Origin of the sequence: Thalassorhabdus alkalitolerans (genome assembly GCF_042656525.1) — a bacterium.
Lineage (GTDB): Bacteria > Bacillota > Bacilli > Bacillales > Marinococcaceae > Thalassorhabdus > Thalassorhabdus alkalitolerans.
In genome coordinates this window covers 522,144-547,174 of record NZ_JBHSOZ010000002.1, presented here as the reverse complement: position 1 = coordinate 547,174, position 25,031 = coordinate 522,144, and the positions used below count along the sequence as shown (strand labels likewise).

General features: G+C 41.4%; 21 protein-coding genes and 1 other annotated feature. Of the genes, 5 read left to right on the top strand and 16 right to left on the bottom strand.

Features of this window, described 5'->3' with window-relative positions; all coding sequences use genetic code 11:
• Nucleotides 1-79 precede the first annotated feature (79 nt).
• The 8 genes from ACFPU1_RS02550 to guaB all read right to left on the bottom strand — a co-directional run bounded on the left by ACFPU1_RS02550 (nucleotide 80) and on the right by guaB (nucleotide 9,515).
• A complete protein-coding gene (locus tag ACFPU1_RS02550) occupies nucleotides 80-1,132 on the bottom strand; it encodes an ABC transporter ATP-binding protein (protein WP_385938183.1) in 1,053 nt (350 codons plus the stop codon).
• The gene (locus ACFPU1_RS02545; RefSeq protein WP_385938180.1) at nucleotides 1,129-2,124 is read right to left on the bottom strand and encodes an ABC transporter ATP-binding protein; all 996 of its coding nucleotides are present in this window, start codon (nucleotides 2,122-2,124) and stop codon (nucleotides 1,129-1,131) included. Before ACFPU1_RS02545 ends, ACFPU1_RS02550 begins: the two co-directional genes overlap by 4 nt.
• 98 nt (nucleotides 2,125-2,222) lie before the next feature.
• Entirely contained in the window at nucleotides 2,223-2,675 is a 453-nt protein-coding gene (locus ACFPU1_RS02540) for an Lrp/AsnC family transcriptional regulator (RefSeq protein WP_054636314.1), read from the bottom strand.
• 378 nt (nucleotides 2,676-3,053) lie between these two features.
• Nucleotides 3,054-4,328: a serine--tRNA ligase gene (gene serS / locus ACFPU1_RS02535; RefSeq protein ID WP_385938254.1), complete on the bottom strand. Its 1,275-nt coding sequence runs from the start codon at nucleotides 4,326-4,328 to the stop codon at nucleotides 3,054-3,056.
• Nucleotides 4,329-4,399: 71 nt separating this feature from the next.
• Nucleotides 4,400-4,612, bottom strand: a binding site (T-box leader).
• 1 nt (nucleotide 4,613) lies between these two features.
• On the bottom strand, nucleotides 4,614-5,219 hold the full coding sequence (gene pdxT, locus ACFPU1_RS02530) for a pyridoxal 5'-phosphate synthase glutaminase subunit PdxT (protein ID WP_385938176.1): 606 nt from the start codon (nucleotides 5,217-5,219) through the stop codon (nucleotides 4,614-4,616).
• A 55-nt stretch (nucleotides 5,220-5,274) separates the two neighbouring features.
• A complete protein-coding gene (gene pdxS / locus ACFPU1_RS02525; protein WP_054636235.1) occupies nucleotides 5,275-6,159 on the bottom strand; it encodes a pyridoxal 5'-phosphate synthase lyase subunit PdxS in 885 nt (294 codons plus the stop codon).
• A gap of 136 nt (nucleotides 6,160-6,295) precedes the next feature.
• On the bottom strand, nucleotides 6,296-7,633 hold the full coding sequence (locus ACFPU1_RS02520) for a D-alanyl-D-alanine carboxypeptidase family protein (RefSeq protein ID WP_385938172.1): 1,338 nt from the start codon (nucleotides 7,631-7,633) through the stop codon (nucleotides 6,296-6,298).
• Between the two features lie 412 nt (nucleotides 7,634-8,045).
• Nucleotides 8,046-9,515, bottom strand: coding sequence for an IMP dehydrogenase (gene guaB / locus ACFPU1_RS02515; protein ID WP_385938170.1), 1,470 nt, complete (start codon nucleotides 9,513-9,515; stop codon nucleotides 8,046-8,048).
• A 269-nt stretch (nucleotides 9,516-9,784) separates the two neighbouring features.
• Between guaB and ACFPU1_RS02510 the strand changes: the two genes are divergently transcribed.
• Nucleotides 9,785-10,729 (top strand): YaaC family protein, encoded by a 945-nt coding sequence (locus ACFPU1_RS02510; RefSeq protein WP_385938167.1) that lies wholly within the window; start codon nucleotides 9,785-9,787, stop codon nucleotides 10,727-10,729.
• Between the two features lie 17 nt (nucleotides 10,730-10,746).
• Here ACFPU1_RS02510 and ACFPU1_RS02505 read toward each other — a convergent pair whose 3' ends face one another.
• From ACFPU1_RS02505 to dnaA, 8 genes are all read right to left on the bottom strand, one after another.
• Nucleotides 10,747-11,856, bottom strand: coding sequence for an HD-GYP domain-containing protein (locus ACFPU1_RS02505; RefSeq protein WP_385938164.1), 1,110 nt, complete (start codon nucleotides 11,854-11,856; stop codon nucleotides 10,747-10,749).
• Between the two features lie 236 nt (nucleotides 11,857-12,092).
• Nucleotides 12,093-14,654 carry a DNA gyrase subunit A gene (gene gyrA, locus ACFPU1_RS02500; protein ID WP_385938161.1) on the bottom strand — a complete coding sequence of 854 codons (2,562 nt, stop codon included), beginning with the start codon at nucleotides 14,652-14,654 and terminating at the stop codon, nucleotides 12,093-12,095.
• 112 nt (nucleotides 14,655-14,766) lie between these two features.
• Nucleotides 14,767-16,677 (bottom strand): DNA topoisomerase (ATP-hydrolyzing) subunit B, encoded by a 1,911-nt coding sequence (gene gyrB / locus ACFPU1_RS02495; RefSeq protein ID WP_385938158.1) that lies wholly within the window; start codon nucleotides 16,675-16,677, stop codon nucleotides 14,767-14,769.
• A gap of 148 nt (nucleotides 16,678-16,825) precedes the next feature.
• Entirely contained in the window at nucleotides 16,826-17,107 is a 282-nt protein-coding gene (gene remB, locus ACFPU1_RS02490; protein WP_054636240.1) for an extracellular matrix regulator RemB, read from the bottom strand.
• Nucleotides 17,108-17,117: 10 nt separating this feature from the next.
• Nucleotides 17,118-18,239 (bottom strand): DNA replication/repair protein RecF, encoded by a 1,122-nt coding sequence (gene recF / locus ACFPU1_RS02485; RefSeq protein ID WP_385938155.1) that lies wholly within the window; start codon nucleotides 18,237-18,239, stop codon nucleotides 17,118-17,120.
• Between the two features lie 11 nt (nucleotides 18,240-18,250).
• A complete protein-coding gene (gene yaaA / locus ACFPU1_RS02480) occupies nucleotides 18,251-18,469 on the bottom strand; it encodes a S4 domain-containing protein YaaA (protein ID WP_385938152.1) in 219 nt (72 codons plus the stop codon).
• Nucleotides 18,470-18,749: 280 nt separating this feature from the next.
• Nucleotides 18,750-19,892, bottom strand: coding sequence for a DNA polymerase III subunit beta (gene dnaN, locus ACFPU1_RS02475; RefSeq protein ID WP_054636242.1), 1,143 nt, complete (start codon nucleotides 19,890-19,892; stop codon nucleotides 18,750-18,752).
• 154 nt (nucleotides 19,893-20,046) lie between these two features.
• Complete coding sequence (dnaA, locus tag ACFPU1_RS02470; RefSeq protein WP_054636243.1) at nucleotides 20,047-21,399, bottom strand: chromosomal replication initiator protein DnaA; 1,353 nt, start codon at nucleotides 21,397-21,399, stop codon at nucleotides 20,047-20,049.
• Nucleotides 21,400-22,357: 958 nt separating this feature from the next.
• Here dnaA and rpmH point away from each other — a divergent pair.
• The 4 genes from rpmH (at nucleotide 22,358) to jag (ending at nucleotide 24,736) form a co-directional block, all read left to right on the top strand.
• Entirely contained in the window at nucleotides 22,358-22,495 is a 138-nt protein-coding gene (gene rpmH, locus ACFPU1_RS02465; RefSeq protein WP_054636244.1) for a 50S ribosomal protein L34, read from the top strand.
• Between the two features lie 123 nt (nucleotides 22,496-22,618).
• The gene (rnpA, locus tag ACFPU1_RS02460) at nucleotides 22,619-23,005 is read left to right on the top strand and encodes a ribonuclease P protein component (RefSeq protein ID WP_385938147.1); all 387 of its coding nucleotides are present in this window, start codon (nucleotides 22,619-22,621) and stop codon (nucleotides 23,003-23,005) included.
• A 328-nt stretch (nucleotides 23,006-23,333) separates the two neighbouring features.
• The gene (gene spoIIIJ, locus ACFPU1_RS02455) at nucleotides 23,334-24,101 is read left to right on the top strand and encodes a YidC family membrane integrase SpoIIIJ (RefSeq protein WP_054636246.1); all 768 of its coding nucleotides are present in this window, start codon (nucleotides 23,334-23,336) and stop codon (nucleotides 24,099-24,101) included.
• A complete protein-coding gene (gene jag, locus ACFPU1_RS02450; protein WP_385938144.1) occupies nucleotides 24,101-24,736 on the top strand; it encodes an RNA-binding cell elongation regulator Jag/EloR in 636 nt (211 codons plus the stop codon). The genes spoIIIJ and jag overlap by 1 nt, the downstream gene beginning before the upstream one ends.
• Nucleotides 24,737-25,031 lie beyond the last annotated feature (295 nt).

Genomic DNA, 25,031 nt, shown 5'->3' with positions numbered 1-25,031 from the left:
TAAACCAGCAAACTTTTTTGACTCTTCCCTCTCCTCCTATACCCGCGTCACCTCCTGTACAGGTTAAAAGCTGAATAGGTTAGTCTTGTTCGGCATTTTCAGCAATTTTAGGTTCAGGCTCGGTGTACAAGTGACAAGCAACATAATGTCCTCCACCCATATTTGTTAATTGAGGCCGTTCTATTTTGCATCTTTCATGAGCTTCCGGACATCTCGTGTGGAACGGACAACCTGAAGGAGGGTTAGAAGGGCTCGGCAAGTCACCCTCTAAGACCACCCTTTCTTTTTCTTCTTCTACATTGGTTGTCGGTACAGCCGATATTAAGGCCTGTGTGTATGGATGAAGTGGTTTTTTGTATATTGATTCCTTAGGAGCAATTTCTGCCAGCTTTCCAAGATACATCACAGCCACACGGTCGCTGATATGCTTAACCACGCTGAGGTCATGAGCAATAAAGATGTATGTTAACCCGTATTCATCCTGTAAATCTTCCATCAGGTTAAGAACTTGTGACTGAACTGAAACGTCCAGGGCGGAAACGGGTTCATCACCTATAATCAGCTTCGGACGAGTCGAAAGAGCACGGGCAATCCCTATTCGCTGCCGCTGGCCGCCGGAAAATTCATGGGGATATTTGTTCCTTGCACTTTCGTTCAGACCCACTGTTTCAAGAAGATTTATGACTCTTTTTTCCCGTTCATTTTTGCTCATGAGCTTTTGAACGACCATCGGCTCTTCTATGATTTCTCCTACACTCATTCTTGGATTTAAAGATGCGTAGGGATCCTGAAAAATCGTCTGCATTTCTTTTCTTAAATTTCGCATTTTTCGTTGAGAGATATTTGTTATCTCTTGTCCGTCAAAACGGATCTCTCCTTCAGTAGAATCAAGAAGACGAAGGATCATTCTTCCTAAGGTCGATTTTCCAGACCCTGACTCTCCCACAATTCCTAAGGTTTCTCCTTTGTAGACGTCAAAAGTGATATCATCAACTGCTTTCACATGGGCTACAGTTCTTTTTAAGAACCCTCCCTTGATAGGAAAGTATTTTTTTATATTTTTAACTTCTACTAACTTTTCACGGTTTTGAACGTCATGCTGGTTCTGTTGTTTCTCTTTTGTAGTGTTCATGAATGCTGACCTCCTTGACTCTCTTCATAGAGAATACAGCGGACTTTTTGCCTATTCCCTGTATCCCGAAGGTCCGGCACTTCCGTTGTGCATTCTTTCATCGCATGCTTACAGCGGGGAGCAAACCGGCATCCTTGAGGAAAGTTATGGGCCGGCGGTACAGTACCAGGTATAGATTCCAGCCGTTCTTTTTCATCGTCAAGCTGAGGCATGCTCCCTAACAGACCGACGGTGTATGGATGTTTAGGTTCCGTAAATAGTGTCTTCGCATCTGCGTTTTCTACAATTTGACCTCCATACATCACTAGTACTCTATCAGCCATCTCAGCGACGACGCCAAGGTCATGGGTAATCATTAATATGGAAGAATTTGTTCTTTCCTTCACTTCAGCCATCAGATCGAGAATTTGAGCTTGAATGGTGACATCCAGCGCTGTTGTAGGCTCATCAGCTATTAACAGTTTAGGGTCACAGCTCATAGCGATCGCAATCATCACCCGCTGTCTCATCCCCCCGGAAAGCTGATGAGGATATTCGTCTATGGTTTCTTCGGCACGAGGAAAACCAACCATTTTCAGGAGCTCAATCGTTTTTTCCCGAGCCTGCTTCTTTTTGTATCCTCTGTGCTTTATCAACGGCTCAGCTACCTGGTTTCCAATAGTAAATACTGGATTCAGTGAAGTCATTGGCTCCTGAAAAATCATTCCAATTTCATTTCCCCGCACGTTCCGCATTTGCCGTTCCGGAAGATTAACGATTTCTTTCCCCTCTAATTTAATGGAGCCTTCTACTATTTTTCCCGGTGGACTGGGTATCAGACCCATAATAGACATGGAGGTTATACTTTTTCCACTGCCCGACTCCCCTACGATAGCTACTGTTTCCCCTTTGTTAATTTCAAAATCAACGCCATCTACAGCTTTAGCCACTCGGTCTCCAAGATAGAAATATGTTTTTAATCCTTTTACGTCTAGTAATGCTTCATTACTCATAGGTACACCTCAATTTAACTCTATTTTCCTTTACTGAATATTTTAAAAATTTATGCTGAGACCCTGGCTTACCAAAAAACTAGTTTTCTACTATAGGGTTAGGGTATAATATAGGAAAACGAATCTTTATACTGCTTTAACTCCACGCTTACATCTGCTGTGAGAATACCCTCAATTTGTGATAGTTCTTTGTTTACAAAGTGAACAAGATCTTCATTGCTTTTGAAATAGGCCTGAATAATCAGGTCATGTTTTCCGGAAAAAGCACCAATAAATCTTACTTCAGGGTACTTTTGCAATTTCCCCGCAATTTCTTCCTGCTTGCCTAGTTGAGTAGAAAAGCCAATAATCGCCTGGACTTTTAAGCCTACTTTATTTGGGTTCGTATGAATGATAAACTCAAATACTCCCTGCTGAAGCATTTTATTTATTCGGGAACGAATGGTTCCTTCACTCACATCAAGACAACGAGCAATCTCACTGTATGATCGCTTTCCATTTTCCTGCAAATACCCTAAGATAGCGAAATCTGTATTATCCAAATGGTTCATTTCTCTCACACTTCTTTTTGTATGTACTCTTCCTAGGCTTGTTCGTTATACATGCTGATTTTTTCCAAGTATAGGAATGTGTTACGATATCTTCACGCATATACGTCTTTATTTATAATTTTCGTAAGAATTAAAAGAATGAATTAAGATTATTATAAGGAAACTTGTAATTTAATGCAATATTCGTTTTTAGAAAAAAGCAAAATTATTGAAAGATTTTTTTACAATTCTACATATTTCAACGCCTAGAGACCATTTGGTAATATATTCTTCAATTTTCTCCCTTTTCTATTTCCTTCGAATTCCGTAATTTTTTGCGAAATCACGTACATCTTTATATAAAAAGCACTCTGTCTCGCCAAAGACAGAGTGCTTATTTTATCTGATGTGAGTTTTGTTTTTCATATAAGGCTGTAGAACCTCAGGGATTTTTATTGTCCCGTCTTCTTGCTGATAGTTTTCAATGATTGCAGCTACCGTGCGGCCCACCGCTAAACCAGAGCCATTTAACGTGTGAACAAATTCTGTTTTGGCCTTTGCATCTCTTTTAAAACGTATGTTAGCTCTTCTGGCCTGGAAAGATTCGAAGTTACTGCAAGAGGATATTTCTTTATATTCATTGTAGCTTGGAAGCCAAACTTCAATATCGTATTTTTTTGCGGCAGTAAATCCTAGGTCCCCTGTACACATGTTCATGACCCTGTATGGAAGGTGTAAGAGCTGAAGCACCTTTTCTGCGTGTCCAGTAAGTTTTTCAAGCTCTTTATAAGAATCTTCTGGTTTAACAAATTTCACCAGCTCCACTTTGTTAAATTGGTGCTGACGAATGAGTCCTCTCGTGTCACGGCCGGCGGAGCCTGCTTCAGACCTGAAACAAGCACTAAAAGCCGTATATCCTATCGGAAGTTCTTCACCATTAAGAATTTCATCACGATGTAAATTTGTTACTGGCACTTCTGCTGTCGGAATAAGAAAATAATCTTCTTCTCTAATCTTAAAGGCATCCTCTTCAAACTTAGGAAGCTGCCCTGTCCCCGTCATGCTCGTGCGATTTACCATATATGGGGGCAGTACTTCCTCATACCCATGCTCATCTTCATGAAGATCCATCATAAAGTTGACAAGGGCTCGCTCTAAACGGGCTCCTGCCCCCTTATAAAAAGCAAAGCGGCTGCCTGTCACTTTACTTGCTCTCTCAAACTCCACAATTCCTAGCTCTGTTGCCAGATCCCAGTGGGCTTTCGCTTCAAAAGAGAAAGACGGAATCTCTCCATACGTTCTTATTTCTTCATTATCATCTTCATCACTACCGACTGGCACACTTTCGTGGGGGATATTAGGAATTGTTAAAAGCAAAGTTTCTAACTCTTCTTCAATTTCCCGCAGCTCCACATCAAGGTCTTTTATTTTTGCAGATGCTTCCTTTGTTTTCTTTATTACCTCGTCTGCGTCTTTTTTTTCTCTCTTTAGCTGGGCTACCTGCTGTGACGCTTCATTTCTTTGCTGCTTTAACGTTTCTGTTTCTTGAATTAACTCTCTGCGGCGCTTATCCAGTTCCTGGAACCGGTCGATCTCTCCAATGTTTTCTCCTCTTTTTTGAAGCTGTTCTTTTATTTCTCCGAAGTTATTTCTAAGTTCTTTAATATCAAGCATCATCTTTGCCTCCTTTTTCTGTTCGTTTGTCTTCTTTCTGCTATTCTCCATAAAAAAAGCCCTCATCCCTGGTAAGGGACGAGAGCTTTTCCCGCGTTGCCACCCTAAATTGAAGACGCCAGTCTTCCTCTTAGCACCCCATAACGACGGATGAACCGGAAGAACCTACTACATTCAGCCCTTCACTCCAGACTGGATTCCTGCTTATTCTTTACCGATTCACACCAGCCATCGGTTCTCTGAAAAAAGAATAAAACAGTACTAGCGTCTATCTACGAATTAAATTTATGAAGAAATCGCTTGTGTTGCGAACTGTTCTTTGGCTTCTTTTACCATTGTAGCAAAATATCTATGCATACGGCAATCTGTCGTTAATTCCGGGTGAAAGGAGCATGCGAGTAAATGACCTTGTCTGGCTACCACGATCTCTTCGCCGTATTTGGCCAATACTTCCACATTGTCACCAACTTCAGAAATAAGGGGAGCACGGATAAAGACAGCCTGTATGTCTTCTCCAATGTCTTTGACAGGCATAAGAGTTTCAAAACTCTCTCTCTGACGGCCAAATGCGTTCCGCTCCACTACCATATCCATCAGTTCTAAATGGCCTTCTCCTTCACCTGCAATTTCCTTTGACATTAAAATCAGCCCTGCGCAGGTTCCAAATACTGGTTTTCCTGATTCTGCAAACTTTTTAAGGGGTTCAAAAAAATCGTATTTATCAATTAAACGGCGCATAGTGGTACTTTCCCCGCCAGGAAAAACCAAACCGTCCAAGTCTTCCAGCTGTTCTGTGCGTTTTACAATCGTGACTTCCGTATCCGGAGCAGCTAAACATTCCACGTGTTCCCGCACTGCTCCTTGAAGAGCCAGCACTCCAATTTTCACCATGATAATGCTCCTTTGCTTGTTTGTATTGATAAGCAATGTACTCCGGGATGATTTCTTACCAGCCGCGGTCCTGCATGCGCTCTGATGCAGCCAACGTAGAAATCTCAAGACCTTTCATTGCTGTTCCCAAACCTTTGGATAACTCACCAATCAATTTATAATCTTCATAATGAGTGGTAGCTTCTACAATAGCACGGGCAAATTTTTCAGGGCTTTCGGATTTAAAGATCCCGGATCCTACAAAGACCCCGTCTGCACCAAGCTGCATCATAAGTGCTGCATCCGCTGGTGTAGCAATTCCGCCGGCAGCAAAGTTTACAACTGGAAGCTTACCGTTCTCCTGAATATTTAAAAGCAGCTCGTAAGGAGCACCGATGTTTTTAGCTTCTGTCATTAACTCGTCTTTTGACATGGTAACAACACGTTTAACCTGTGCTTGTACCATTCTCATGTGACGCACAGCTTCAACAATGTTTCCTGTACCTGGTTCACCTTTTGTACGAAGCATTGATGCTCCTTCTCCTACCCGGCGAAGAGCCTCTCCTAAATCTCTTGCTCCACATACAAACGGCACGGTGTAATCTCTTTTGTCAAGATGATACACTTCATCCGCAGGAGTCAAAACTTCACTTTCATCAATGTAGTCTACTCCTAAAGCTTCTAATACGTGAGCTTCAACGATATGTCCGATACGGGCTTTGGCCATAACCGGGATAGAAACGGCTCCCATCACTTCTTCAACAATCGTAGGGTCTGCCATACGGGCAACTCCACCGGCTGCGCGGATATCTGCCGGTACTCTTTCTAGTGCCATTACAGCAACTGCGCCTGCTTCTTCTGCAATTTTTGCCTGTTCAGCGTTTACCACGTCCATGATGACGCCGCCTTTTTGCATTTCTGCCATACCACGTTTTACTCGATCAGTACCTCTATCTGCCATGTTTTCCTTTTCCCCCTGCTCATTTTATAACTAGATCATAAACGACCTTATAAATAGTAAGATAATTTTTACTATCATTCCGTTCTATATTGTATCATTATTCTTCGTCATGTTAAAGCAGATAAGAAAAGAGGGATTAAAACCATCCTTTTACTGTATCTGCAACGTTGTTCCACATCCCTGAGAAGAAACCGCCGATACTGCGCATGCCTAAAGAAAACCAACCTGCTTTTTCAACTTCTTCATTAACAATTACAGGGACACGCTTCGCTTCTTCTAATTGTTCACTTAAATATTCTTCACTATTCTCACCAGTATATTCAAAATCAATGTACCCAATGACCTCACCTTGTTCAATAGGTGCTGTCAGCTGATTCTCTTCATCAAGGAATTCTCCGTTAATCGTTAAATTGGGTGTATACGCATCAGCCTCTTCATTGCGATGCAGCAGCAACGTTAAAGGTTCAGCGGTTGAAATAGAAACTTCTGACTCTGTTCCTCTGCTTACCGGCAATGTTTCATGACCTTCAATTTGGTATCCTTCTTCCGCCACTTCTTCATGTTCATAGTTATCAAAACCATAATCCAGAAGCTTTGCTGTTTCTTCAAAGCGGGCTTCACGAGAATCTGTCCTCATCACAACGGAGATTAAGCGAAGATCCTCTCTTTCCGCTGTGGCAGTAAAGGCATTTCCCGCAAGGTCTGTGTACCCTGTCTTTAAACCGTCAAGGCCTTCATAGGCAAAAGGAAGATCTAATTCAGGAAGCATCCAGTTCCAGTTCACCATATCTATTTCGTCATCTGTGCCTTCTTTGAAAGACTTACGCCCAATGCTAGCTGTCTCCAGCACTTCCGGGTACTCATCCAGCAGGTTATAAGCAAGCTTTGCTGTTGCCCGGGCAGACATCATATTCTCTGCATCTGCACCAGTGCCTTCAGGATGCAAGCCTCCCATTGAGTTATTATTCAACCCGCTTGAATTGACAAACTCATATTCATCAAGCCCTAATTCAGCAGCTTTTTCGTTCATTTTATCGACAAACTCTGTTTCAGAGCCGGAAATTAATTCAGCTAATGCTATCGTCGCTGCATTGGCAGAGTATATAGCCATTGATTCATACAGTTCACGGACGGTGTATTCCTCATCAGGTCTTAACGGTACATTTGACAAAGCTCGAACGTGAGAAAGTTCCCTGACCTTATCACTTATAGGAACCGTCTGGTCCCAGGAGATCTCCCCTTCCTCGATAGCTTCATGTACCAAGTATTCTGTCATGATCTTTGTCATGCTCGCAGGGGGCAGTATTACATCTATGTTATCTTGATAAATAATCTTCCCCGTTTCTGCATCAACTAAAATTGCAGCCTCAGCTTCTAGATCCGGTCCGCTTGCTTCCGCCGAACCAGCAAATCCAAAAACTGCTAAACTACTAAGTACAGCGGCTGCCCCTGTTCCTAAAAAATTCTTTCCCAACTTGCTACACCTCCATGATGACTTGCACAAAAGATATTCTATCATAAGAATATGGAAAAACATAGATTCCCAGAGACCCTATTCTATCTTTTTTTCACTTCTGTTTTTGTTGCTTTTTCACTATTACACAGCTTTGTTTGCTGCCAGGTGGCTCCTGAAGACAGAAGATTGCTCTCGCAGTTTTCATTCTGAAGGTAAAATCGGGGATAATTCAGGAAGGTGACCGTGCTCCAGACTCTTGCTTGGTAATAAATCTTACTAACAAAAAGAGCTTTTCCCGGGAAATAAAGGAAAAAGCTCGATTGAAATTGCTTACTTTGTTAACAGCCTTCAGCTTCTACTCTCCTGGCTGCCCAAACGGGGGCCGGAGAACTCAGCCCCTTCCATGGCGTTTTGAAGACCAGGTCTTAGCTTACAAGCTATAGTTTGGTGCTTCTTTAGTAATTTGAACGTCGTGAGGATGACTTTCAATTAAACCGGCGTTTGTTATCCGGACAAATTTTCCGTTTTCTCGTAAATCATCCAGTGTCTTTGTGCCACAATAACCCATGCCAGCCCGAATACCCCCTAATAACTGATGAAGAGTATCGGAAAGCGGTCCTTTATAAGGAATTCGCCCTTCTATGCCTTCGGGTACAAGCTTTTGATTTTTTTCCTGGAAATAGCGATCTTTACTTCCTTGTTCCATTGCCCCTAGTGAGCCCATGCCCCGGTACACTTTAAACTGACGTCCTTGATAAATCTCTCTTTCTCCCGGGCTTTCTGACACTCCTGCCAGCAAGCTTCCGAGCATAACCGCATGTGCTCCGGCAGCAAGTGCTTTTACGATGTCTCCAGAGTATTTAATGCCGCCGTCTGCAATAATAGGCACGTTATGCTTGCCAGCTTCTTGTGCACAGTCGTAGACCGCAGTAATTTGAGGGACTCCTACTCCTGCAACAACGCGAGTGGTACAAATAGATCCAGGGCCAATTCCCACCTTTACAATATCAGCTCCAGCTGTAATTAAATCCCTTGTTCCTTCAGCTGTAGCTACATTTCCTGCAATAATTGAAAGATCCGGAAACTCATTGCGGATTTCTTCCACTTTGTTGAGTACTCCCCTGGAATGACCGTGCGCCGTATCAATTACGATGACATCTACCCCCGCATCCACAAGTGCACTTACGCGTTGAACACTATCTTCTGTCACACCTACGGCTGCTCCGGCAAGAAGACGTCCCTGTTTATCTTTGGCGGAGTTTGGAAACTCGATTACTTTTTCAATATCTTTGATCGTAATTAAACCTTTAAGTGTGCCATCTTCATCAACGAGAGGAAGCTTTTCAATCTTATATTTTTGCAGTGTTTTTTCAGCTTCCTTTAAGGTTGTCCCTACAGGAGCCGTAACAAGATTATTGCTCGTCATTACTTCTTCAATCTTGATGGAATAATCTTCAATAAACCGAAGGTCTCTATTTGTTAATATTCCAACAAGCTTTTGATTTTCATTTACAATCGGCACCCCGGAGATACGGTATTTAGCCATTAATTTTTCTGCATCAAATACCTGTCTGTCTGGTGTAAGAAAGAAGGGATTAGTAATAACACCGCTTTCTGACCTTTTTACTAAATCCACAAGCTCTGCCTGCTGTTCAATAGACATGTTCTTATGGATAATGCCAAGTCCCCCTTCACGGGCCATGGCGATAGCCATACCGGCTTCTGTTACTGTGTCCATTCCTGCACTAATGATCGGGAGGTTCAGCGGAAGTTTTTCTGTTAAAGTCGTTTTCACTGATACTTCGCGAGGATGAATTTCAGACCGGTCCGGAACCAGCAATACATCATCAAACGTCAATCCTTCTTTTTCAAACTTATCTGTGCGCACGATACTTGTCATCCTCTCTATTATGGTCTTCCCTGAATCTAATCAGTCTCTAAATATTATTAAGTAGGGTAACAATTGGGTATCCTACTGTCAAGAAACAAATGTGAAGCTGTCTTCTTAACTAAGAAGACACCATTTCAATGAGTGATTTGAGGACACAAAATGTTATTTTTCATATCTTATCATTTTTTGTCTTTTTTTAATGCTAATTATCTGAAGTTTAAACATTCAAAAAACTATGGACACAAAAACTCTTTATACTTAAAAAAGGAGCCTCAGGCATGAATTCTCTCGATCAATCCTTTTCTTTTTTTCTCCCTTTAGAAGGGCAGGATATGCTTCAGCGATTTCTTTACCAGCACTATAAGTCCAACTCCTTTCGTGAGGCGAAGGCATTTAGTTACAACAACACCACCCCTCTTTCCCATTACTGGAAGCTTGGCAGGATGCTCTTTGAACAGGCTGACTCTTCCCCTTTAGCTCTTCAGCCTTTGCTCTATTTTTATGGATTCGTTGATTTGCTTAAAGGAACTGTCCTTCTCTATGACCCTCACTACCCGAGCTCCTCCCATGTGCTGGCCCACGGTGTCAGTACTCGTAAACGCAAGAAAAGAAGCTATTGTTTTTTAGATGACGAAGTAAAAATTCAAAAAAATGGACTCTTTTCACATACGGCCAGCGTTATGTTCCACATGAAACACGTAGAAGGAGAAAAATGGTCAATGGGTCATCTGCTTTTGCAGATCCCTGAGCTTTATGAACTTTTTACTTTTATTCACAATTATCCACCATTGCTAACCGTAGAGTTCCATCCTGAATTCTTTGAGATTAAAAGCCAGCAGCCAATAGGCCAGACCGAAAGAGAAAATGTAAAGGAATGGATCTCGAAAAAGGAGATGAAAGCCGTACTGAAAGAAGAAGGTTCTTCCGTGCTTTCTTATTCTTCCTCTCTTATAGAGAATTCTGCCTTTAAAAAAACTCTCCTTCAAGATCATGAAAATCGTTATTACCTTCTTCCTGACGTGGAGAAGCATACTGGTTTACATGAATTACTGATTCATTACCTTCTTTTGTATAACCTAAGCATGATATGCAGATATGAAACGGAATGGTGGGGAGAGCTGATCACCCATCAAACAACCAGTGATTTTTCTTTTATAAAAGCTTATCTTGCCCTTGTACGAGAAAAAGTTCCCTTTCTTTTTCAGCCTTACTATACCCCATAGTATCCTGAAGATCTTTATCAGCGCCAAACAACTACCTCTTTGATTGTGTAAAGATCTTTTGCAGAAAGCTGAATAACCTTCTCAGTATCTTCCATGCAGATAACAGGGCAAGAAGGTGCTTTGTCATCTATGAACACAATCTTTCCTTTTTTACCGTTGTTCAATTTCACAGTAAGGCCAGTTGAAAGTGTAATTAAACTCTCCAGAAGAGTTTCAGTTACTTTAGGGGAAAACTTGCCAAAGTTTTTTAACGATATATCTTCTACCGCCTTAAACGGTGACTGCCCTAAACGGTAAGGGCGGTTTGTTGTCATGGCATGGTAGGCATCTGCCACAGCTACTATTTGACTAAAGGGATGGATCTGATCACTTTTTACACCTGTAGGATATCCGCTTCCATCTTCTCTTTCATGGTGCTGAAGAACAGCCAGGACCATTTCGTTGGAGGCTATATTTTCCCTGACCATTTTATAGCTTACATATGGATGCTTTTTTACAATTTCATATTCCTTTTCTGTTAATATCCCTTTGTTATCCAGGTGGGATCTTCCTATCTTAAGCATTCCCACATCACATAATGCAGCAGCTTCAGCTATCTGAATGCTCTCTTTTGGTGTATACCCCATCTTTTTACTTATAAAGTAAGAGAGTAATCCGGTACTGACAGCATGGTGATAAGGGTAGTCTTCCTTAATGGAATATTGATTAAGAAACAAAGGTATGGGCGGAATCTTGTCCATTTCTTCAACAAGGCCAGTAAAGAACCCTTCCAGCTTCTTACTATCTACCTTTTCTTTATTCACCCACTCTCTGGAAAGTTTAGTAAAGGTCGTCACTGCCTGTTTGTACCGATACAAAAAAAGGGACGTTTTGGAAGAAGCAAGGCTGCTTTCTTGGTTTACTTCAGAAGAACTATTCTCTGAACTTCTTTCGTTTTGGCTGTTTTCTTTTTCTAAAAGGGAGCCTGTTCCTACAATTTCCACACTCTCTACAAGAAAGACCTCCAGTATTTCTAAGTGAGATTCCTCCAGCACCGTGTCTTTTTTCAACAAAGGAACATTCTTAGATACAAACACGTCTTCTTTCAATATAAAGCCTGCTTTTACTTCCTTTGAGTATACTCTCATCCTCATTCTCCTCTAACCATGACGATTGTCTTCTTTTTCCTTTTTTAAGGCATTCAAGCTTAGATCAATTAATCAGATTACGCTCCTTAAACTCTTTGTTTTATTTCTTTCATCATACCTTTCAAGGAAATGAAAGGCTATGCTTTTTGATTATAAATAAAAAGGATCAACCTCCGGCCCGTTTGGCCGAAAGTTGATCCTTGGTAAACCATTGTTATTCTTTTTTGCTGCCTGTATTATTCTTCTTCCGAATCCATATTTTCTACTTCTTCTACTGCTTCTTCTGCAGAAGCTTCCGTCTCACTGGTTTCTTTGGCAGCTTCATTTCCTTCTTCAGTTTCTTCCTCTGTTTCGTCGAGCTCTTCCTCGATTTCTTCAGGGATTTCCACTGGTGCAACGGTAGCCACTTCTTCACCTTCTCCTACACGTATCAAGGTAACCCCTTGCGCATAGCGGCCTAATCTGGATATTTCCTCTGCACGTATACGAATCAATACCCCATGTACGGTCATAATCATGATATCCTGCTGATCCGCTACAAATCTCAGGGCAACAAGATGGCCTGTTCTTTCGGTAAGAGTCGCTATTTTAAGACCCTTTCCTCCCCGGTTCTGTACTTTGAATTCTTCTGGGAGAGTTCTCTTGCCAAATCCTTTATTTGTAACAATCAGGACATCTTCATTTTCTTTAATGATGTCCATCCCTATCACTTCATCATCTTCTGCAAGGCTGATGGCCTTCACCCCTGTAGCACTTCGGCCCATGAGCCTGACGTCTTTTTCATGGAAACGGATGCCCATTGCATTCTTTGTTCCAATAAGCAGTTCATCATCCCCGTGGGTCAAACGCACGCCATGAAGCTCATCGTCCTCTCTCAGGTTAATAGCAAACAGGCCGCCTTTTCTTATGTTTGCAAATGCTGACAGGGAAGCACGTTTTGCTATTCCTTTTTTTGTAAGGAAGAATAACGAGGAATCTTCGCTGAAATCCTGGATTGGAATCACCGTACTGATAAATTCATCCTTTTCAATCTGCAGCAGGTTAATCACTGGAATTCCTTTTGCCGTTCGTCCTAATTCAGGAATTTCATACCCTTTTAAACGATAAACCTTCCCCTTGTTAGTAAAAAAGAGAATGGTGTGATGAGAGTTTGTAGTAAATAAATGCTCTACAAAGTCATCCTCGTTGGTTCCCATTCCTTGTATTCCTCTCCCGCCTCGTTTTTGGCTTTTGTAGGTGGATAAAGGAAGTCTCTTAATATATCCCTGGTGAGTGATACTGATCACTACGTTTTGTTTAGGAATCAAGTCCTCATCTTCAATATGATTGCTGCCTGCAGTAATTTCTGTTCGGCGGCTGTCATTAAATCTTTCTTTAAGCTCAATAAGCTCTTCGCGGATGATTTCCAGGACTTTTTCTTCACTTGCCAGGATTGCTTTCAGTTCTGCAATTCTGGCCATTAATTCTTTATATTCGTTTTCAATTTTATCCCGCTCTAATCCAGTCAAACGTTGAAGACGCATATCAAGGATGGCCTGTGCTTGATCCTGACTTAAAGAGAACCGATCCATTAAACCGTTTCTTGCAATCTCCGTTGTTTGAGAGCTTCTAATTAATTCAATCACTTCATCAAGGTGGTCAAGAGCTATTCGCAGTCCTTCCAATATGTGAGCCCTTGCTTCTGCTTTACGGAGTTCAAAAGCAGTCCTTCGTTTAATTACCTCTTTTTGATGCTCTAAATAATATGATAAGCATTGTTTTAAGTTCAGCACCTTCGGCTGTCCGTCAACGAGGGCCAGCATATTGATGCCAAAGCTCGTCTGCAATGCCGTCTGCTTATATAAGTTATTTAACAACACATTTGCGTTTGCATCCTTGCGGACTTCAATTACGATTCTAAGGCCCGTGCGATCCGATTCGTCTCTTAAGTCTGTGATTCCTTCAATCTTCTTATCCCGGACAAGTTCCGCTATCTTTTCTACCAGCCGTGCCTTATTTACCTGGTAGGGAAGCTCAGTTACAATAATTGCTTGTTTTCCATTCGGGCTTTCTTCTATTTCAGCTACCGCACGAATTAAAATGGAACCGCGTCCGGTTAAGTATGCTTTTCGAATGCCGCTTCGTCCTAAAATCGTAGCCCCTGTTGGAAAGTCAGGACCTGGGATATGTTCCATTAATTCTTCAATTGAGATCTCCGGATTCTCGCTGAGCTCGAGCACTCCATTAATCACTTCACCAAGCTGGTGAGGAGGTATATTGGTAGCCATCCCTACAGCAATGCCGGCGGCTCCATTAACAAGGAGGTTAGGGAAACGTGACGGAAGAACAATGGGCTCTCTTTCTGCCCCGTCATAGTTATCTTGATAGTCGATTGTGTCTTTATTAATGTCACGAACCATTTCCATTGAGATCTTGGCCATTCGCGCTTCAGTGTAACGCATGGCAGCTGCTGCATCTCCATCTACGGATCCAAAGTTTCCATGTCCGTCGATAAGCATATAACGGAAACTAAAATCCTGTGCCATCCTTACCATCGTTTCATAAACGGCAGAGTCACCGTGCGGGTGGTATTTCCCAATAACCTCTCCGACAATACGCGCTGACTTTTTGTATGGCTTATCCGGTGTCATGCCTAATTCGTTCATAGCAAATAAAATTCTGCGGTGCACAGGCTTTAAACCATCTCTTACGTCTGGCAAAGCACGGCTGACAATTACGCTCATGGCATAGTCTAAAAAAGACGTCTGCATTTCTTGTCCTATGTTTATTTCTCTTACTCTGGATTCATTCTCTGCCATCCTACTACCTCCATTTCTTTCCGGTAACGTCCTGGCAGTGGGCTCTGGATTCTATTGCCCTGTTACCAATATTAAGCAGGAAAGGGCAGGGTCCTTTTCCCCACCCTCTTGCTTATACGTCTAGATTCTTAACATAATGTGCATTTTCCTGAATAAAATCTCGCCGTGGTTCCACACGGTCGCCCATAAGCGTTTCGAAAATTTCATCGGCTTTCATGGCGTCTTCCAAGGTAACCTGCAGCGTTGTACGTGTCTCAGGGTCCATCGTAGTCTCCCACAGCTGATCCGGGTTCATTTCACCAAGCCCCTTATAGCGCTGATACCCTGGTTTAGGCTGCTTAGGAAGCTCTTCCAGGATTTGATCTAGTTCCTTTTCATAATACGCATAGTGGATCGCTTTTCCTTGCTGAACCTTGTAAAGAGGAGGCTGGGCAATATATACATATCCTTCTTCAATAAGGGGACGCATGTATCGATAGAAAAAGGTTAAGATAAGCGTTCGAATATGGGCGCCATCCACATCGGCATCAGTCATAATAATAATCTTATGATACCTTGCTTTTGAGATATCAAATTCTTCGCCAATCCCGGTACCTAAGGCAGTGATAATTGAACGTATTTCATTATTTGCAAGGATCTTGTCAAGCCTTGCTTTTTCCACATTAATAATCTTACCGCGCAAAGGAAGAATTGCCTGAAAGTGCCGGTCTCTCCCTTGTTTTGCTGATCCTCCGGCTGAGTCGCCCTCCACTATATAAATTTCACTGATAGAAGCATCCTTCGTGGAGCAGTCTGCGAGTTTTCCAGGAAGAGAGCTTACTTCCAGGGCGCTTTTTCTTCTTGTAAGCTCCCTGGCTTTTTTCGCTGCTTCCCGAGCCCTTGAAGCCATCAGTCCTTTTTCCACAATCAGCTTTCCAGTGTCCGGGTTTTCAATTAAGAAACGTGAAAAAGCTTCTGAAAACAAGGAATCAGTAATCGTTCTGGCTTCACTGTTTCCTAGCTTTGTCTTTGTCTGCCCTTCAAACTGCGGATCGGGAATCTTCACCGAAATGATAGCTGTCAGCCCTTCTCTTACATCTTCTCCTGTAAGATTAGGATCGTTTTCTTTAAAGAGGCTGTTCTTACGGGCATAATCATTGATCACACGTGTGAGGCCTGTTTTAAAGCCTGACTCGTGGGTCCCGCCTTCGTGGGTATTTATGTTATTAGCAAATGAATAAATATTACTGGCAAAGCTGTCATTATATTGGACGGCTATTTCAACCTGAATACCTTCTTTTTCACTTTCAATGAAAATAGGCTTTTCGTGCAAAGTATCACGAGAGCGATTCAAGTATTCTACAAAGGAAGCGATGCCTCCTTCGTAGTAATACTCTACCTTCTTTTCTTCTTCTTCTCTCTTATCCGTAAAAATAATTCTGAGGCCTTTATTTAAAAAGGCCAGCTCCCGAAGCCTGGTTGCTAATGTATCAAAATCAAACTCCTGGGTTTCCTGAAAAATTTCCTGGTCAGGCTTAAAATGTATCTTCGTGCCCCGCTTTTCTGTCGTGCCGATCTGCTCTAGATCCTGCTGGGGCACACCTCTTTTAAAGCTTTGAAAATAGATTTCTCCTTCTCTGTGCACTTCTACTTCTAAAAGTTCTGACAGAGCGTTCACAACAGAAGCTCCTACCCCATGTAAGCCGCCTGATACCTTGTAACCGCCGCCGCCAAATTTACCTCCTGCATGAAGAACGGTCATAATCACTTCAACAGCAGGTCGGCCCATTTTTTCATGCATGCCGACAGGGATCCCGCGCCCGTTATCTTGCACGGTAATGCTATTATCTTCTTCCACAGCGATTTCTATTGTGTCACAATATCCGCCCATCGCTTCATCAATACTATTATCAACAATTTCCCACACTAAATGGTGGAGTCCCCGTCCGCTTGTAGAGCCAATATACATTCCCGGGCGTTTTCTTACGGCTTCCAAACCTTCCAAGACCTGAATTTGACTCTCATCATATGAATGTTGTTCCATGGACAATTTATTCACCTTCACTTCCTATGGAAATATCACAGCTTCCTTGAGCGACTGTGCTTTCCGTTCAGTTACCTCGTCATGCTGAAAAAAAGATTCGGAAATTTCTTCCTTGCTTACGATCTATTTTTATATGGGAGCTTTCCCATTAATTGTCATGCACGGTTTCTTCTTCACTATAATCCTCAATACCTGACACAACTGAAGCCCTTCTTTTAAGGGTTAATGAGGAAATAGGTGAAAAGTAAAGGATATCGTCAGTTACGACAATCGACTTTTGCAAATCTGCAGAAATTTCTATGATGTCTTTCTTGTCTTTGGCATTTAAAAACTGCTGACTGATTGCTGAAGACTTGTTTGTTTCATAATCTAAGATTGCCACTACGTCTTTAGCGCGGATTACCGTGTCACCGCCTAAATGGATAAACATCGTATACCCCTCATTTCTTCTGCTGCAAACGACCATCTTCTACATAAAACATGGAAGCTTGCTTTAGTGTCTCATGCTCTATACCTTCAACGCTGGTTGTCGTTACAAAGGTCTGCACCTTGCCCTGGATCGTATTTAAAAGGTGAGACTGACGGTGATCATCTAATTCAGAAAGAACATCGTCTAATAATAAAATCGGGTATTCCCCGATGTTTTCTCGAATTAGTTCTATTTCAGCCAGCTTTAATGATAAAGCGGTCGTTCGCTGCTGTCCCTGTGAACCATATGTTTGCACGTTCCTGTCATTTACCGTTAATTTAATATCTTCCCGGTGAGGACCAACTAGCGTCACACCGCGGCGTTTCTCATTATCTCTTACTTTCCCAAATGCTTGTTTGTATTCTTCTTCTATCATCGACAATTCCATGCCTTCTGATACCTCTGCAGTAGGGACATACGAAAGAATCAGCTCCTCTTTTCCCCGGCTGATTTCTTTATGAATCGTCTTCGCCCATTTTTCCAGCATGTTCAGAAAGTGGAAACGCCTTTCGACTAACTTGGCTGCTGCTTTTATTAATTGCTCAGTCAGCACCTCCAGCATCATATCGGCTTGAGTGCCTGACTTGGAAAACATGTCTTTCAGCAACTGGTTTCGTTGCTTTAATATCCGGTGATAGACAGCAAGATCATGCAAATAAACCGAACTGATCTGCCCTATTTCCATATCAATAAATCGGCGCCTGACTTGTGGGGCGCCCTTCACTAAATTTAAATCTTCTGGTGCGAACATGACTACATTGCATGCCCCTATATATTCACTTAACTTTCTTTGTTCTAATTCATTATATTTAACCTTTTTTCCCTTTTTTGAAAGGATCACTTCAAGACTAAACGGGCCTGATGATTTCGAAAGCTGGGCATGGATGCGAGCAAAATCCTCATCCCAGTTTATTAACTCTTTCTCCCTGGGAGTCCGGTGGGATTTTGTAAAAGCAAGCACATAGATAGCTTCCATAAGGTTTGTTTTCCCTTGAGCATTTTCCCCTATTATAACATTGATTTTATTTTCAAATTGCAGGGTCAGCTCTTCATAATTTCTATACTGTTTTAAATAAAGCGATTCAATATGCAAAAAGCATCCCTCTAACTAGGAGCGGAAACAACAAACTGCCCTATCCCTTTAATAACTATTTCATCCCCGTCATAGAGCTTTTTCCCTCTTCGCTGTTCCGGCTCTCCATTTAACTGAATCTCATGTTCAGATAAAAACCACTTGGCCATTCCGCCTGTATCGATGACCCCGGTTTCTTTTAAGAATTGACCAAGAGTAATATATTCTGTTGAAATCTTCACTTGCTCCATCCCTTGCTCCCTCCTTTTTGTCACCAGTTTTCAATCAGGAAAATAAGGTCTTTACCAAAATAAAAAATGTATGCCTCCGCAAGGCACATGGATACATCTTATATTTTACTAAACTCTCGTCCATACGCCAATAGGCTGTTTGGATTTCTTTTTTTCCTTAAGGCTCTACTCCTTATTGTCTTTACATTTTATTATTTTACCCTTTTTGTTTTTTTCTTTATCAAAAGAAAACCCGCTTTTTTGGGAAAGCGGGGAATCGGCTGAGAACTCAATACTCTTTTTAGTATGTTCTGACGGGTGAAAAAAGGTGAAGCATTTGGTTATGGTCAGTCGGACGAATGACAAAAGGACTCATAGCTCCAGTAAACATGATATCAATCACTTCACTATCAATGACTTTTAAGGCATCCATGATGTTTTTGCCGTTAAAAGAGATCCTGAGTTCTTCTCCTTCAAGCTTTTCGGTCGTGATTTTTTCAGTAACCTTCCCTACTTCTGCAGATACCGAGCTCACTTCAATTGTTGTTTGATCAAGCGTCTTTAGGTTAATGACATTGTTTTTTGCTTCCCTGGACAACAGCAGGGCACGTTCGAGTGAATTTAAAAGCTCTTTTGTGTGGATTTCCATGCGCGTTTTTGACTGGCTTGGAATCATATTTTTTGTTACCGGGTACTTTCCATCGAGTAAACGAGAGAAAAACAAAAGGTTCTTAAGTTTAAACAGAACTTGGCTTTCGGTTACTACAATGTCTATATAGTCTTCGCTGTCTTCTACGATCTTGCTTAGTTCGTTTAAGCTTTTCCCTGGAATCACGACGTTGCTTATTTCCAGTTCCTCCATGTTTGTTTCCACAGGAGCCGTCCGAAGTGCCAGCCTGTGACTGTCTGTTGCAGTACAGGAAAGTGTCTGGTCTTCTATTTCCAGGTTTACACCTGTCAACACGGGGCGTGTTTCCTGAGAGGACACTGCAAAAACTGTTTGTCTGATCATATCTTTCAACAGACTTTGGGGCAACGAAAACGTCTGATCTTCCTCAAGCTGTGGTAAACGCGGGTACTCTTCAGGATCCAGTCCGTTTAAATTAAACACTACACTTCCTGATCGTAAAGTGGTCGCAAATTGATCTTGAACACTTACCTCTATTTCATTACCAGGGAGTTTTTTTACGATATCAGCGAAGAATTTTGCCTGAAGTACGATGCTTCCTTCATTTTTTACTTCCACATTTCTTTTTTCATCTTCTTCTGATGGAATAAACGCTTCTATGGATATATCAGAATCACTTCCTGTTAAAGTGACGCCTGTTTGTGAAGCTGAAATTTTTATGCCCGTTAATATGGGGATTGTTGTACGGGAAGAAACAGCTTTATTTACATGCTGTACCCCGTGTACAAATTGTTCTCTGTTTATGACAAAATGCATAATTCATCTCCCTTTAACATATATTTATTATTTAATAAAAAAAATCGTCGTAGTAATAGAGGGTGTTTATACTGTGGATAAGTCAGAAGAGTTCAGGAATGGCAAAGAAATCCACATGTGGATAGTGTGTGTGTAACTTTACTGGTTTTGCACATTATCCTTTAAGCTTGTCGATAATTTCCTGCACCTTTTGCTGTAATTCTTCATCAGACGACATTAATTTTGAAATTTTCTCATGAGCATGAATGACTGTCGTGTGATCTCTTCCGCCGAATTCCTCCCCGATTTTAGGCAGAGATGAATCTGTCATTTCCCTTGAGAGGTACATAGCAATCTGTCGCGGAAAAGCGATCGTTTTTGTTCGTTTTTTTGCCATGAGTTCATCTCTTTGAATTTGAAAGTGTCCGGCTACCTGCGTTTGAATATCCTGTATGGTCACAACCCTCGGCTTAGCTGAAGGGATGATATCTTTTAAGGCTTCTGCAGCAAGATCGGCATTCATATCCTGGTTAATTAACGAAGAATAAGCGACCACTCGAATCAGAGCTCCTTCAAGCTCCCTTATATTTGTATCTATTTGATTTGCGATATAAAGCATGACTTCATTTGGGATATCAAGCTTCTCTGCTTTTGCTTTTTTTCGCAGGATCGCAATTCTCGTTTCCAGGTCTGGAGGCGTAATGTCTGTGATTAACCCCCATTCAAATCTGGAGCGGAGCCGATCTTCCAAAGTGGGAATCTCTTTTGGTGGACGATCACTTGAGATCACAATTTGTTTGCTTTCTTCGTGCAGGGCGTTAAACGTATGGAAAAATTCTTCTTGAGTCTGTTCTTTCCCCGCTAGAAATTGAATATCATCTATCAAAAGAACGTCAACGTTTCGATACTTGTTTCGAAAGTTAATCGTTTTGTTGTCACGGATAGAATTAATAAACTCATTAGTGAATTTCTCAGAAGATAAATACACCACGCGAGCACTGGGATTATGGTCAATGACGTAATGCCCGATTGCGTGCATCAAGTGAGTTTTCCCAAGTCCTACACCACCGTATATAAATAAGGGATTGTACGCTTTAGCAGGTGCTTCGGCCACTGCTAAAGAAGCAGCATGGGCAAATCGGTTTCCTGAGCCAATGACAAACGTGTTAAACGTATATTTGTCATTTAACATGCTTTTTGGAATTTCTTCTTGTGCAGCCTGGGCTTTAGGAGGGGATTTCTTCAAATCTTCCTCAACTGAAAACTGATCTGTTTCCTCATCATCCGGGATAATAAATTTCACCTGCAAAGCAGCGCCGGTAATGTCCTTTAATGTATCGGAAATAATGTCGGAATATCGGTTTTCAAGCCAGTCCCTGGCGAATTCATTGGGTGCTTTTACAATGATCATGTCTTCTTTTATATCTGCTGCTTGAGTTGCCTTCAGCCAGGTTTCAAAACTGGGCTTACTCACTTTTTTTTGAATAAGCTCGAGTGTTTGATTCCACAAATCAGTTATATTCTCCAATCCGTGCACCCTCCTTTTGTCAGTAATATTGTCTTCCCTTCCGAGAAAAACAAGGCAAGAAAGGCTTCCCAACTTCATTGTGAAAATAAGAAGGAAGCCCTCGTAAGGTCAGTTGTATAAGAAATGTTCACCCTGTATGTATAAAAATACTTCAGTACTTATGCACAAAAAATCAGCACAAATAAACATGTATATATAATATAGTAGGAAGAAGGAATGTCCACAACTGGAAGTAAAATGTGGACAAGCATATACAGAGCCTGTGGAAAGTTATCAACACAGTTATCAACAGCTGTGGATAAGAAAAACCTTGTTCACAGTTGTCCAGAGTAAAAACAAATATATCATATCAAAAAAAAAGAGCGTTAGCAACGGGATTATATGTACTTATCCACACAACTCTACCCCTTGTGTACAATAATTATCCACACCACAAGATGGTGTGTACAACTTGTCGAAAAGGTGTCGAAAACTAAAAAAAAGAACACCAAAGTTATCCACAAAGGCAAATTCGGTTACAAGGAACAAAGATTACATCATTTAGGGAAATTCATTTTTTAGGCAGGCAGAAAAGAATAGGGAAGGCAGAATTTCTTTTTTTATGCTCTGATAAAGAAGAAAGTTGATTTCTTATGGGAGAAAAAACGCATACGACATCGGGAATAGCATTATCCGAAGATCCCAAAAGGTGTTTTCCCCAAGACTATGGCAAATTGAGACATAGAGGACACCGTGAATGAAGTGATGCAGGAATGGATGTTGCACCGTTTAGGAGCAAGCGAGCGTAAATAAACAACAAAGTTATACAAAGCCTTTTTAATTAGAGGAGTGTTTCCATTTACCTTTGACCTATGTGAATATAAAAAAACAGAAGCATCTTGACATGTTTGTCTTTCCTCTATATAATTCTACAGGATGTCTTGTTTATAGAAGATAAACCTCAGGAGGTGCATATAGAATGGGAAAACCAACTTTTAACCCGAATAATCGTAAGCGTAAAAAGGTTCATGGCTTCCGTGCGCGTATGAGCACAAAGAATGGACGTCATGTATTAAAGCGTCGTCGTCAAAAAGGAAGAAAAGTATTATCTGCTTAAGGCCACTGATTGTGACAGTGGTCTTTTTTTCTCTTTTATTTGTATGTTTTAAAAAGAAGGGGAACTTATAAGTGTGAAATCCACTTTTTTCATTACATATTTTTTGTCTAATGAGGTGCTGGGATGAAAAAGGAGTACAGAATAAAAAAAAATGAAGAATTTAGTGCTGTGTTCCAAAAGGGGACCTCTTTTGCCAATCGGCAGTTAGTAATTTATGTTATGGATAAACCAGGTCAGGAGCACTTTCGAGTCGGACTTACGGTCAGCAAAAAAGTAGGGAACGCTGTAACCAGAAATCGGATTAAGCGCCACCTTCGTGAGCTTGTCAGGGAATTTAAAGATGACATGCTTCAAGAGAAAGATTACGTAATTATTGCAAGAAATCCTGTAGCCAATATGGATTACCATGAAATAAAGAAGAGCCTTATTCATGTAATGAAAAGGGGAAAGATATTAAGATCATCCAGACAATCAAGGCAGCAATCTCCAAAAAACATAAGAAAAAAATAACAGGAACAAAATTGTTCATAGAATGATATCTTTATTTCTTGTTATCTCTTCGCTACAATAGTAAAAGTAGTGTCTTTTGACCAAAATTGTAGGTTTTTATGAGAAAGGTTCTGTGACCTGAAATGTTCGTTTTCTCCAGGAAGAAGCGGGAGTGGACAACTGGGACTGGCAGGGGAGGAAGACTGTGAAAACAATTATGTTTGTGGTCGTGCAGTAAGAACAAGCGTCCAATGGCACGCTGTTTGTTTTCTCATCTCGACACCCAACATGGTGCGGGAATTTTTTATAAAGCCTGCTCATACTTAGATATAGTCAAGGAGGAAGGGTAGTGAGCAAGAAACTAGGTTTGGCAGCAATGCTTGTTGGTTTAATGGTTTTTTTGACTGGATGTTTCAACATTGAGGATCCGATCACAGCTGACAGCGAAGGTGTTTGGGATTCTTTTTTTGTGTATCCGCTCTCGTGGCTTTTAATTACGATAGCTGAATACTTTCAAGGAGATTACGGGTATGGTCTTTCGATCATTATTGTAACGATTATCCTTCGTATTTTAATTCTGCCGTTAATGATTAAACAAACAAAAAGCGCCAAAGCAATGCAGGAACTTCAGCCTGAAATGCAGAAGTTAAGAGAAAAATACAGTGCAAAAGATCAGCAGACACAGCAAAAGCTTCAGCAGGAAACAATGAAGATGTTCCAGGAACGGGGAGTCAATCCATTGGCGGGCTGTCTGCCTATCTTCATTCAAATGCCGATTCTTATTGCTTTTTACCATGCAATTATGAGGACGAGAGAAATTGAAGGACATGTATTTTTATGGTTCCCTCTCGATTCCCCGGATTTTATCTTACCGCTGATTGCAGGGGTAACCACATTCATTCAGCAAAAAATGATGATGGTTACAGATAACCCGCAAATGAAAATTTTGCTTTATATGATGCCGATCATGATTACAGTATTTGCTTTCTTCTTCCCGGCAGCACTTGCATTATACTGGGTTATCGGTAACTTGTTTATGATTGTCCAAACGTACTTTATTACTGGTCCGAATGTGAAGAAAAAAGCTGATGCTGAAGCAGGAGGAGCGAAAAAGTAGTGAGAACGATTAAGGTCTCCGGTAAAACGATTGAAGAAGCCTTATCTCAAGCACTTAACGACCTTGAAGCACAAAGAGACGAAGTGGAGTACGAGGTACTTGAAGAACCTCAAAAAGGGTTCCTCGGGTTCATTGGAAACAAGCCTGCTTTACTGAAGGTGCAGGTGAAACCTCAGCCAAAAGAAGAAGCTTTATCCTTTTTAAAACAGCTTCTGCAGGACATGGAAGTAAAGGCAGAGGTAGAGGAAAAGGGAGAAGGAAAGGATATTGAATTTCATCTGACAGGGGAAGATTTAGGGTCTCTTATCGGAAAAAGAGGAAAAACGTTAGATGCTATTCAGTATCTTGTTAATCTGGTTGCAAACCGTCACTCTGATCAATATCTTCGGCTTACGGTAGACGCTGAAGGATACCGTGAAAGAAGAAAACAGTCGTTAGAGCATTTAGCATCTCGTCTGGCAAACAAGGCTTTGAAAACAAGGCAAAAGGTAACACTCGAGCCAATGAATGCGAGAGAAAGAAAGATCATTCATCATGCCTTGCAAAAGTCACGTGAGATAGAGACTTTTTCGGAAGGAAAAGAACCTTATCGTAAAGTTACTATCCTTCCTAAGGATCATAGCGGGAAGAGATAGGGACAACGGCCGGAGACGCCGTTGCTCACAAACGAAAGGAGACGCCACTCAGGCGTCTCTTTTTTTATGGTTACGAGCTGCTTATCGCATCTTTGGATATATTATTGATGCAGAAATTTTTACCAAATAAGCTCGCTTTCTTCATTATAGGTAATTACTAAAGAAAGGAAGGCAGTCAACGTCATTCAGATGGTAATACAATTTTCCAGCTGCACACCCCCGCCGTGTTTCCTGCTCGCTAAAGGAGGATCGATGTGTGGTCTACGTAGAGTCTATATGTAGTCTACATGTAGCA